This is a genomic window from Anabaena sp. WFMT (genome assembly GCF_051781005.1).
Taxonomy (GTDB): domain Bacteria; phylum Cyanobacteriota; class Cyanobacteriia; order Cyanobacteriales; family Nostocaceae; genus Anabaena.
Window position 1 is genome coordinate 133,068 of sequence record NZ_JBPWOA010000020.1, and the last position, 12,314, is coordinate 145,381.

At 39.6% G+C, this 12,314-nt stretch carries 9 protein-coding genes; 5 read left to right on the forward strand and 4 right to left on the reverse strand.

Going from position 1 to position 12,314, the window contains the following annotated elements; genetic code table 11:
• Positions 1-103: 103 nt before the first annotated feature.
• Together rnc and smc are read right to left on the reverse strand one after the other, a co-directional pair.
• Complete coding sequence (rnc, locus tag ACSQ6I_RS13355; RefSeq protein WP_438890797.1) at positions 104-1,318, reverse strand: ribonuclease III; 1,215 nt, start codon at positions 1,316-1,318, stop codon at positions 104-106.
• Between the two features lie 188 nt (positions 1,319-1,506).
• Positions 1,507-5,172: a chromosome segregation protein SMC gene (gene smc, locus ACSQ6I_RS13360; RefSeq protein ID WP_438890798.1), complete on the reverse strand. Its 3,666-nt coding sequence runs from the start codon at positions 5,170-5,172 to the stop codon at positions 1,507-1,509.
• Positions 5,173-5,436: 264 nt separating this feature from the next.
• Here smc and ACSQ6I_RS13365 point away from each other — a divergent pair, with 264 nt between their 5' ends.
• From ACSQ6I_RS13365 to ACSQ6I_RS13385, 5 genes are all read left to right on the forward strand, one after another.
• Positions 5,437-6,810, forward strand: a complete 1,374-nt coding sequence (locus ACSQ6I_RS13365; protein WP_438890799.1) for a pyridoxal phosphate-dependent decarboxylase family protein — start codon at positions 5,437-5,439, stop codon at positions 6,808-6,810.
• A 165-nt stretch (positions 6,811-6,975) separates the two neighbouring features.
• Complete coding sequence (locus ACSQ6I_RS13370) at positions 6,976-7,554, forward strand: GNAT family N-acetyltransferase (RefSeq protein ID WP_438890800.1); 579 nt, start codon at positions 6,976-6,978, stop codon at positions 7,552-7,554.
• 281 nt (positions 7,555-7,835) lie between these two features.
• Positions 7,836-8,330 (forward strand): GNAT family N-acetyltransferase, encoded by a 495-nt coding sequence (locus ACSQ6I_RS13375; RefSeq protein WP_438890801.1) that lies wholly within the window; start codon positions 7,836-7,838, stop codon positions 8,328-8,330.
• 38 nt (positions 8,331-8,368) lie between these two features.
• On the forward strand, positions 8,369-9,043 hold the full coding sequence (locus tag ACSQ6I_RS13380; protein WP_438890802.1) for a ComF family protein: 675 nt from the start codon (positions 8,369-8,371) through the stop codon (positions 9,041-9,043).
• 73 nt (positions 9,044-9,116) lie between these two features.
• Positions 9,117-9,575: a PPC domain-containing protein gene (locus ACSQ6I_RS13385; protein ID WP_438890803.1), complete on the forward strand. Its 459-nt coding sequence runs from the start codon at positions 9,117-9,119 to the stop codon at positions 9,573-9,575.
• Positions 9,576-10,240: 665 nt separating this feature from the next.
• On the opposite strand, the gene ACSQ6I_RS13390 is transcribed toward ACSQ6I_RS13385, so the two are convergent.
• Both ACSQ6I_RS13390 and cobS read right to left on the reverse strand, forming a co-directional pair.
• On the reverse strand, positions 10,241-11,278 hold the full coding sequence (locus ACSQ6I_RS13390; RefSeq protein ID WP_438890804.1) for a tetratricopeptide repeat protein: 1,038 nt from the start codon (positions 11,276-11,278) through the stop codon (positions 10,241-10,243).
• Positions 11,279-11,411: 133 nt separating this feature from the next.
• Positions 11,412-12,188 (reverse strand): adenosylcobinamide-GDP ribazoletransferase, encoded by a 777-nt coding sequence (gene cobS / locus ACSQ6I_RS13395; protein WP_438890805.1) that lies wholly within the window; start codon positions 12,186-12,188, stop codon positions 11,412-11,414.
• Positions 12,189-12,314: the final 126 nt, after the last annotated feature.

A 12,314-nucleotide genomic window follows, 5' to 3' on the forward strand; every position in this document is an offset into this window, starting at 1 on the left:
TGAAAGTCAGCGTTGCGAGATTCCTAGGTCGCGCCTAGCGATCGCACTTGATCAATCTAACCTACGAGCGATCGCACCACAATATCAACGCTCTGACTCGTGGTTAAAGCAACCCAAGTTTTTGCAGTGCGTCCTCGGCAGCACGCTTCTCAGCTTTTTTTGTACTACTATCTTTGCCTCTACCATACTCAACACCAGCGACATAAACCACGGATATAAATTCTGGGTTGTTGTCAGTTCCACCTGAACGAATAGTGTCATACTTAGGAGGCTGACGGCTAGGATTGCGAGCAAATCCACTACCTAAAACAACTTGTTGTAACCAACCTTTCACATCATCTTTAATATTAGGGATAGAGTCTTCAGTAGTGGGTAGATCGTTAACAACTTCCTCGAAAAAAGGATCAACCAAGTCACGTACTGCTTCAACACCAGAATCAAGGTAATAAGCACCGACAACCGCTTCAAACATATTACACAGCAACGAAGGCTTGCTACTCCCTCCGCTAATATTCTCACCTTTTCCAAGCCGCATCCATTTTCCAATATCTAATTCAGTAGCAAACTTCGCCAACTGAGGTGTATCAACTAAATTTGAGCGCAAGATGGTCATTTTGCCCTCTCTCAAATCTGGATTACGTTTATATAAAAAATCACCACTTAGAAACGTGAGTAGGGCATCTCCAATAAACTCTAACTGTTCATTATCGTCGCCTGTATTGGGATTCTCGTATTTGTAAGAAGTGTGTGTTAGAGCTTGATTCAAAAGATAAGCATTTTGAAAGGGAATGCGCTTCAATAGCTCATCAAGTCTCTGTCTGATACGAGATTCTTCAGCAGGTGAAACGGGTATAGGTCGTACTTCATGCCTTGCTTGCTCTTGAGTTAAAATACGGAGAACATCTTGTCGTTGCTTTTCCACGTCCGCTACTTGGGGTGACGACATGGATTTGAGCAACCTAAGCACACTATCCACCGCTCGATAGGTGTCATCGGTTGAAAAAGTAGATTGGTGCGCCCATTGATTTCGGACTTCAAGTAACTCATTGACAAGCGCACGATCTGGTTGACTCAAGCTACTCTTAAATACATTATCCCACTCTCTATTAACTACCGTTAATAGTGCAGATACGTCTTCGCGGATAATTTTATTTACATCCTGTTTGGATTTTTTTTTATGCTTCGGTAAATAGTCGGCAACTTTTTCCGTCCAATTGCTGCTATGTAATGACTGCATCTTTTGTTCAACGTAGGAATATAAACCTTGCCGTAGAAAATCTAAAGCTTTTCCTATTCTCTCCTTATGACTTACTCCCATCTATAAATAGCCCCAAAATGTGTTATGGTCAACTCCACAGATTACAACTACGATTCCTGAAATAGAAGAGAGAAATTTGACTTTTATCATACCCAGATTTCATGCTGGTGATATCTAAATAATGCAGGTGGTGAAGGAATTACAACCTATTCAAAACTTGATCGCTCTTTTTAACTGCTATTAATGATTCAGTGATCAGATGACTGCAATTTAATACCTAAAACTTGAGTATAAGCGCCTCTAGCTTGAGTTACGCCAATGGTGCGCTGTGCTGACTCTATCATCGGACGACGCAAACTCACAACTATAAACTGTGCCTGTTCCGCCTGTTGTTTAATCATTCTCGCTAATCGTTCCACATTTGCTCCATCTAAAAACATATCTACTTCGTCAAAGGCGTAGAATGGTGATGGGCGATAACGTTGCAGGGAAAAGATAAAACTTAAGGCCGTGAGGGATTTTTCTCCACCTGACATGGAAGCAAGACGTTGTACAGGTTTGCCTTTGGGGTGTGCGACTAGGTTTAAGCCACTGTTAAACGGATCTTCTGTATTATCAAGTTGTAGATAGCCGTCACCGTCAGAAAGGGTGGCAAAAATAGTTTGAAAGTTTTCGTTTACTGCGTCAAAAGCTTCTTTAAAGGCGATTTGGCGTAAGGTGGTAAAGTTTTCAATTCGCAAAAGTAGTTCTGTACGTTCTGCTTCTAATGTTTGCAGTTTATCTGTAAGTTCTTGGAGACGGCTTTGGACTTTATCATGGTCTTCTAACGCTAACATATTCACAGGTTCCATTGCCTGTAAGCGTTTGGACAGACTTCGCAATTCTTTTTGCAGTTCCTCTAAATCAACTTGATTAGGAACTTCTGGGAGGGGACTTGGTAATTCTGCACCTAATTCTCGCAATTGGGTTTGCAGTGCTGTTAATTCTTCCCGGCGTTTTTCCTGGGTTTCTTGCAGTTTTTCAATTTCCCATTGTAGTTGTTGTTGTCGCAATAAGAGCGATCGCACTTCGGTTTCTGTAATATCCCGTTTCTTTTTCTCTTCTCCTAAGTTTTCCTCCATTTTTTTCAAACTAACTTGAATTGCACTAATTTGATTATTCAGTTCTACTAGTTGACTGTTGACTGTTGACTGTTGACTGTTAAAAGTTTCCTGTTCTTGTTGATATTGTAAAACCCGCGTTTCTGCTTCTTGGATTTTTTCTTGTAACCGCTGTTGTTGATTTTCGAGATTTTTTAATTGTTGTTGCGAATCCCTTAAAGCAGTTTCCTTTTGTTGTAATTGTTGCTCTTGGGTTTTAATGATTACTTGGATTTGTTGCCATTCGCTAGGAGTTTGGGAAGATTCCAACTCAGATAAAGTATGTCTTAATTCTTGCAGTTGCGATTCTTGTCCCGGTAATTCCCGATCTAAAACTTGCAAACGAGATTGTGCAGTGGTGAATTTTTCGGTATTTTGGGAAAGTTGAGCGCGTGTAGCTTCTAATTGCGCTGTCAACGCCTTCACATCTTTTTGCAACTGTTCCAACTTTAACTGCTGTTCCCGTCTTGCTTGTCGAGTTTCCGTCAGTTCTAGCGTCAGAGTTTTAGTTCGACTGGCTAAATTAGCGATCGCTTCTCCACAACGTTCTAAAACACGTTCAATATCAACCAAGCGAGTTCTTAAATTTACTACTTCTTCAGATTCAGAAGGTTCTCCCGTACCAAAGCGCAAAGCTGAACGCTGGGTATTACTCCCCCCAGTCATTGCCCCGCTGGTTTCTAACAATTCCCCTTGTAAAGTGACAATGCGATATAAACCTAGCTGTTTTCGCGCTTGTGCGAGACTGGCAAAAACCACAGTATTCCCAAAAACATAGTTAAACACATCTCGATAACGGCGATCGCACTCCACCAAATCAGCAGCATAATTAACAAAGCCATCAGCATAACGCAAAGTGGCATCTTGAATAGCTTTCGATGTTTTAATTTTATTCAAAGGTAAAAAAGTTGCTCTGCCGGCACGTTTTTGTTTGAGGAGTTCAATACCAGCCGAAGCGATGCTATCATCTTCCACCACAATATGTCCCAAACGTCCACCAGCAGAGATTTCTAACGCCAACTGATAACGAGGATCTACCGTTCCCAACTGCACAACCAAACCACATAAACCAGGCATTCCTGACTGTAAAATTACCTTACTCGCCTGTGTCCCTTGTACCTCTTGTTGTGCTTGGGTTTGTGCCTCCAATTTATCTAATTGACGTTGTTTTTCCCGCTGTTCTTGCAAAAGACGCTTTTGGGTTTCTTGTTGAATTTGTAACTCTTGTTCAGTCGCGGCGAGATTTTCAGCTAACTTTTGAATAGGTTCACTAGAACGATTAAATTCTGTTTCAACTTGCGTACATTCAGCTTGTTTTTGAGCCAATTCAGGTTCTAAAGTGGCAATTAGCTGAGATTGTTCTTCAATAAGTTGCTGTAGCTGAGTATTTCGTTCTTGTAGTTGTGCTTGTTCAGTGCGTTGGGGTTCAAGAGTTTGCAACAAAGTCTCAATTTGCCGATTTAATGCCGTTTGTTGCTGTACCCACGCTTCCGAAGCAGTCGCAATTTCCGCAGCTGCTTGACGAGAAGAATCTAAAGCTTGTTGTGCGTCATTTCGTTCTTGTTGTAAATTCGTCACCTGCAAAGTTTCAACATTTTGTTGTTGTACAGCTTGAGTCAGAGACAACTGATATTGCTGAATTTCTTGCTGAGTTTGAATTAAACGCCTTGCAGATTCTTGTAAAGCCGTTTCTAAATCCCGTTGTTGACGCTGGAGTTGTTTACGTTCAGCCTCTTGAGTAGCGAGGTGAGACTGTACAGATAAAAGTTCATCTTCTCCCAAAGCTTTAACGCGGATATTGAGTTCGTCAAGTTCAGCAGTTTTTTGAATAATTTCCGAATTAGCAGTTGTTAATTGGGTGGTGAAATCGGTAAAATTGCGATCGCCTGTTTGAATTTGCGCCGTTAACTTTTCCTGCTGTGCTTGCAGAGAACGCCAAGATAGAACCGCTTCCCAAGACTGCTTCTGTACAAATTCTATTTTGAGCTTTTGATATCTTTCTGCCTTAGCCTTATCTTGTGCCAAGCGATCGCGTTGTACAGTTAATTCAGTCTCAATAATTCGACAACTATCTTCCTTTTCCTTCACCTCATCCAAAGTTGACTTAGCTTGGATAATCTTCCGATCATACGCAGCCACCCCAGCCAACTCATCAATAATTTCCCGACGTTCCCGCGCATTCATCGAGATAATGCTAGTCACATCACCTTGCAACACCACATTATACCCTTCAGGATAAACCCGCAGTTCCTGTAATTGCTCATGCAACTCCGTCAGAGTGCAAGCAACACCATTTATATAATAATTCGACGTATAAGTCCCTTGAGGAGTCACCCTTAACCGTCGAGTAACACTCCATTCATTAGACTTTGGATTTTGGACTTTAGATTTTAGATTTTCTTCTCCAACCTCTCCAACCTCTTCAACTTCCTCATCTCCCTTACCCCCTGCACCCTGCCCCTCTGCCTCTTCACTTTGCGCCTTTGCGCCTTTGCGTGAGACATCATCCCCCAAATCAAAAGTCACCGTCACACTAGCTTCCAGCGACGAACGTCCCTTATGCTTTTGAGCATTATTTACCAAATCTGGTAAACGTTCAGCCCGCATACCCTTAGAACTAGCAAGCCCCAAACAAAACAGCAAAGCATCGAGAATATTTGATTTACCCGAACCATTAGGCCCAGATATGACAGTACACCCCGGCAGCAAAGGGACAGAAGTAGTACCGCCGAAGGATTTAAAATTGGTAAGTTCAACGCGCTTGACGTACACCATAGAGGCGCTGCCTAACTTGTAACTAGGCTAAAAGAACAAGTGTATCAATTATTTGCATATTCGCAACTCTTGAGAAGAGGTAATTTTGATTTATAGTACTCCATATGTGCAAATCATGTTTAATTTATGTATAATTTAAAACTTATATCTATTCACAGCTTATACTGATAGAGCTTTTTTACTACCTTTCCGACTTTTAAAACATCCTCTAAAAATATAATCCACTTATTTTGAGTTTGAATTTCCTGCTTACCGCGAGGTCTTATGACGTTAGAAACAGAAAGTTTAGGATTACTCCAAGAAGCATTATCACGATTAGAAGAAGGTTTTCACAGCTTACCAAAAGTCGAACACTCTCCTAATCTAGATGCTCTACGAATCGTGCTGTTGGAAGTTGCCGAGCGAATGCAAGACAATTATCCTTATCCCCATCCCTTGTACGTTGGGCAAATGCTCAAGCCGCCCACAGAAATTGCCCGTCTTGCATATATGTTATCGCTGTGGATTAATCCCAACAATCACGCTCTTGATGGTGGGCGGGCAAGTTCGGCAATGGAGAAGGAAGCAGTGGCAGAAATTGCCAAAATGTTCGGTTGGGAATATCATTTAGCACACTTGACCAGTAGCGGGACAATGGCGAATTTAGAAGCTTTGTGGGTGGCAGGAAATTTGCACCCAAACAAAAAAGTTGTTGCCTCAAGTCAGTCACACTATACCCATTCCAGAATTTGCGGTGTGCTTCGCATTCCCTTCCAATCCGTTCTCTGTAATAGTCTTAATCGGATGGATATAGCAGCCCTGAAAAAACTTCTCCAAGAAGATGATATTGGCACGGTTGTTGTTACCCTTGGGACAACAGCAACGGGTTCTATCGATCCCCTACCAGAAATTCTCGAACTTCAGTCTGAATATGGATTTCGCATTCATGCAGATACCGCCTATGGGGGTTATTTTACCTTAGTAGATAATCTTGATGATTCAACTAGAGCCGCTTATGACTGTCTTAAAAACGTTGATTCCATTGTTGTCGATCCGCATAAACACGGACTCCAACCTTACGGCTGTGGTTGCATTCTCTTCAAAGATCCCTCTGTTGGGAAACTTTATAAACATGATTCACCCTACACATATTTTAGTTCTGAGGAATTGCATTTAGGAGAAATTAGCTTGGAATGTTCTAGAGCAGGTTCATCTGCGGTAGCACTCTGGGCAACTCAACGGTTATTACCTTTAATTCCAGGTGGTGAGTTTGCTGGTTATTTGAGTAAGTCACGAACAGCAGCGCTGACTATTTTTGAGAAACTGCAAAATGATTCACGATTTATAGTAGCTTTTCCGCCTGAATTAGATATCGTTGTTTGGGTTGTCAAATCTCAGAGTGCGAGTGAATCTTCTCGACTGGCGAAAGAGATTTTTAAAGTGGCGGAACAGGAAAAACTTTACTTAGCTTTAGCTAATCTACCGAAAGAGCTATTTTTAGAAAGTGGGGAAGGAATTAATTGGGATCAAGACTCTATTACCTGTCTGCGTTCTTGTTTGATGAAACCCGAACATTTAGATTGGATCGACCGAATTTGGCAAACACTTGATGCAGTAACTACAAAGGTATTAAAATTATCCATGTCAATAGCTACTTAGGACTGTGAATTAGTTCCTATTCTGTAGCTGTAATCGTTTGTAATCTTTACCAAATACATGAATTCCTTCAATAAAAATACTGAAATATTATGCCAAAAAATGCAGCATAGTGATATTAAGCAAACCGCTACTTGTATCTCCCAGGTTTTTTCAAGTTTTGAGCCTATGGCCAAAGCTCTAAAAATTTCCTTTGATGAGTTTTATCGGTTTGCTGTACCTGTCTGTCAGAAAGCAGCAGATGAAGAAATCTCACTAATTGCTAAAGATCAAAAAACAGGAGAAGTAGTGGGGTTCATTATTTCTGAAGATTTGATGAAAGTCTATTCTGACTCTTTGAAGGGTATTGATAATAAGTTTGAACCCGTTTTCTCTCTGCTGTCAGAATTGGAGGAAAATTACCGCCAATGTCATCTATTTAAAGCCGGACAGATCCTACATATTTTGATGCTTGGAGTCCAGGAGAAATACACCAAGAGACATATTGCTACAACCTTAGTGAGAGAAAACCTGAACTTAGCTAAACACCATAACTTTGAAATTGCTATTGCTGATGCTACTGGAGTTGCTTCTGGACACATATTTCAAAATCTTGGGTTTACTGAAGAGTTTGCCATTGAATACAAGTCATACAAGTTCAAGGATAAACATATTTTTAGTTCTATTGAGAATCCCCCTAATTGCCTGTTGATGTCGCGCTGTATAAAAGACTTATCCATAGACAACACTGCTAGAGGTAATTCATGAATTATCTCTAAGTAAAGACACTATTAACAGCTTCCTTATTCAACATTAATGAGACCTAATTAGCAATGAAACAGTATGCTCTTTCTCAACTGCCCCATTATATGGTGCCAAGTAGAATCATCGCTATAGATAAATTGCCCATAACTCCTCATGGTAAAGTAGATCGCCAAGGCTTATCTGCCATGAGTAAGTGGATGTTTGCAAGCATAATCTTTAGCCCTCTCTAACTTTCAAAACATCCTCTAAGTCTCACAATTATTCTAAAATCCGAAAAACAAGTAATGAAACAATATTACCAAGATTTTATAATTCGTAATTGGGAGGAGCGCGATGATCGCACACAAGCAGCAGAAGTCATTCATTCTGTATTATCAGAATATGGTTTAGGTTGGGAACCGAGCGGTGCGGATAGAGATGTATTGCAAATAGAAGAATATTATTTAGCTACTGGGGGCGAATTTTGGGTAATCGAACACCAAAATAAAATAGTAGGTACAGGGGCATATTATCCTATTGAACGGGGTGAAAAAGCTGTAGAAATCCGAAAGATGTATCTTTTACCTAATGTGCGTGGTTTAGGTTTAGGGAAATATTTGTTGCAAGAACTAGAAACAGCCATAGCATCCCGTGGCTATGAGCAAATTTGGATAGAAACCGCCAGTGTCTTAAAGGAAGCAGTCAAGCTTTATGAAAACAATGGTTACATCCCCACCACAGGAGTAGAAACACAAAGATGCGATCGCATTTATGTTAAACATCTCCTACCAAGAATTTAGAAGATGCATATTTTGTCTATTAAATACTTCTTTGACTAATGACCATATTCAAAAGCTTACTAAATCTCTTTCTGCAAGCCCATTGCCCCTTATGTCAACGCAGCACACAAACGGAATTATGTCAATACTGTACCAAACAACTGCAAAGCTGTCATCTCAAAAATCCTCATTATTTATGGCAACAACCATTACCAGTATTTAGTTTGGGTAGTTATGGAGGTGCTTTAAAAAGAGCGATCGCACTTATCAAATATGACAACCAACCCCAAATTGCCAGACTTTTAGGTAATTATTTAGGGGAAGCCTGGTTATTACATACTCCATCAGCAAACCCAAAACCTGTAATTGTACCCATACCACTCCATCCCAAAAGACTCAAAGAAAGAGGATATAACCAAGCTGCAATAATAGCTCAAGGATTCTGTCAAACAACTGGATTAAAGTTACAATTAAATGGGTTAGAAAGAATAAAAGATACTAAAGCACAGTTTAGCGTCTCCGGTTCTGAACGAGAAAACAACCTCGCAGATGCTTTTTCTGTAGGATCAGATTTTCGTCGTCACCCAAATGCACAAGTGCTGCTAGTAGATGATATTTATACCACAGGTGCTACTGCCAAATCTGCTGTGTCTACACTCAATCAAAGTAACATATCTGTCCTTGGTTTAGCTGCTGTTGCTACTACCATCAAAGATAGATCAACCTCGAGTTGATAGGCAAATTGTGTTTGAAAAATCTATAATTAGCAAGATTACCCTGTATTTTTGGCAACACTATATTAAATTTATGAATAAAGCTTTTGCAGCGACTTTAAGAAAAATTATTATCTTTCCTGTTTCCATACTATCCATAGGCATCAGCATCAATACAGCTTTTGCTCAAAAAAATAATTTGTATAGTCCTATCCCTTTGAATAGTAATATTGAACTGACAGATACTCTATCAATCAATGATATTCCCACAGGTCAAGGTGGATTTGCTCGTGATTACACGATGAAGTTAAATAAAGGTGATAATCTAGCAATTGATTTATCATCAGAGAACTTTGACAGCATTATTACACTATTAGCACCTGATGGTTCAACAGTGTCAGAAAATGATGATGGACCAGATGGTACTAGCAATTCTCTCTTATTTGCTCGCATCAACGAAACAGGAACCTACATCGTTCGAGTCCGTTCTTTTGGGGAAACTGGAGTGGGTACATTTAAACTCAAGGTGACAAAACTGCAACCAGTTAAATAAAAAACGCTTCTAAATTCCCTTATTCCTTGGTAGTGAAGGAGATTAACTCTGTTTTAGATCAAATTACATCTGACTACGTTTTGTGTAGTAGCTAACCAACTCAATCATAAAATTAAATAACATTCTATAATGGTAGTTAGTTGCATAAGTGTCTGATACTTTGCCTTCTGTTTGAAAAGAATACTAGGTAAGCTACACCCTAATTTCTTAACAGCAGAATGTAGAGGCTTTGACAGATTAACTTACTGGGAGAAGATTCATGTCTAAGGAAAAAAAAGGTAACAAAGAAGCTAAGAAGCCTAAAAAAGATCCCAAAGACAAAAAGGAGAAAAAAGATCCCAATAGATATGATGGTTTAACTAAATAACTATAGCAAAAACTAACTCTTGCATTGTCTAAACAAGCAGGAGTTTTTGTTTGCTTTAGATATAGCAATCCTATCTGAGTTGAGAGAATGTTAAAAATAAAAACCTGAAGGTAGGAATATTTTTGCCGTGCTGTACTAACGTAAGTTGCTAGTTAGGGAAATTGTCAGAAATGGCTTACGCCACGCTACGCTAACAGGATTTACAGGATTTAAGGATGGAACAGGATTAAGACTGAGATTTTATCACCAATTACCAATTACCAGCCTTAACTAGATGACTAGCAACTTGGGTTACTAGTTAGTTATGCTCCTGCCTTTTCAGCAAGACCTGTGCTTTTTGCAAGCTGTTTTGAATCTCGGTGTTATTAGGATCTAATTTAAGTGCTTGCTGATATTTTATGATGGCTTCTGCCAACTTGCCCTGCTGCTGTAAACTTTTACCCGTTTCAGTCAGATAATTAGAAAACTTAGGGTCACGTTGTATCGCATCACGATAGGCAATGGCAGCTTCGTAAAGCTTACCTTGGCTCTCCAATATCTCCCCTAAGAATACGTAGGTGTAAGCGTCCGGATACAGTTCCAGGGATTTGCGATAGGCCGCTACAGCTTGATTAAAGTTCTTCTGTTTATTCAACGTACTACCTAAATTGGTATAATAAGTAAAATCACTCGGATTTATTTGTATACCTTTACGGTAGGCCACGACCGCTTCATCAAGTTTGTTTTGCTCATTTAAGGCATTACCCCAGTAAAAGTAAAGCTCAGAAAAGTTCGGCTTCAGTTGAATAGCCTTTTGATAAGCAGTAATTGCTTCATCTGATTTACCTTGAGCAAGTAAGGCATGACCTAAATTTGCATATGCCCAAACATCATGAGGGTCAAGTTCATTTGCCTTTTTACAGGAAGCAATTGCCTCATCTAAATTTTGTAAACCCAATACATCACATAACTTTGTATATGCCAAAACTTTATGAGGGTCAAGTTTTATTGCCTTTCGGTAGAGAGCAATTACTTCATCAAGCTTTTTTTGCTCAACTTGCCCGGTGATACTATGATATGTATATAGAGCATTTGCCAAATGTTCATAAGCATCCGCATCATTTGGATTGAGTTGAATTGCCTTGCGGTAAGCTTCCACTGCTTCTTTTAGCTTGTGCTGAGATTCCAAACTATGACCTAAGTTTTTATAGAAGGTTGCATCCCTCTGTTCATGCTCAACAGTCTGAACGATTGCTTTTGTATTGCTAAGAGCTTTGTTGTAGGTAGATAGCAGACAGATAGTTGCAAGGGGCAACGCAACTGAAACAGTGAATAGTTTGAGACGCTGTAGTTTCATATGGATTTTCTTGATTTACTTAATATTTTGTAATAAGACAATCATGGCATATATACAGAGAGATTTTGGCAAAAAACATCCAAATAAGGATATTAATTATAGGGACAGAGCCTAAGCACAATACAGTTTAGTTTTACGCCAAAATGGTAATTACACACAAAAATAAAGCTTCAGTCCATTCCACAACTGCACCATAAGTATCTCCTGTATGTCCACCTAATTTATGATTAAACCAAGCTGCTGTTGAAATAGAAATCGCAGTTCCAGCAATAATTATCCCAATAGCAAAAATCAAATTCTGAGGATTGATTAACCAAACGAAACCACTCAAACCCAGCAGCAAAAACCAACTTGGTAATAAATCTTTGTAAGAACGAATTGCTTGTTTATGAAATGCACCTTTACCTGTAGGTTTTAAATAAGGATAAAAAGCGATCGCAACTTGTTGTCCCCAGCGTCCCCACCCACAAGCCGCAATCAACGCCAAACAACGGTTTTCTGACAAATCACTCAATGCTGTGGTTTTCAATAGCAAGATAGCGATCGCAGCCATCGCTCCAAATGCACCTGTGGCACTATCCACCATTACCTGCAAACGTCTTTCTGGATCAGTCACCGCTAAACCATCAGCAGTATCCATTGCTCCATCTAAATGTAGCCCACCCGTAATTCCTATCCAAAGTATTACTACCAAAGCGCTACGAGTTAATACAGGGATACCCAAATAATCAATTGTCCTATCCAATAAACCTAAAATTGTGCCAATCATCAACCCAACAACAGGAGCAAAACAGGCTACCCGCTCAAATTCTAAGTTTTTGATATAGGGTAAAGGAATAGCGGTATAAAATATTATGGTTGCAACAAACTGTAATAGTTGTCTTCTCCACCACTGCAATATTTGATTCATCTAATTTAAAAGTATAATTACTAGCTAAATATATATTTACAACACAACACTTGTAGCAATATGTAGTAGATATTCAAGCTTGATTAGTAACTAGAGACTGATGCCAAAAAGTTTGTTATGCTAACG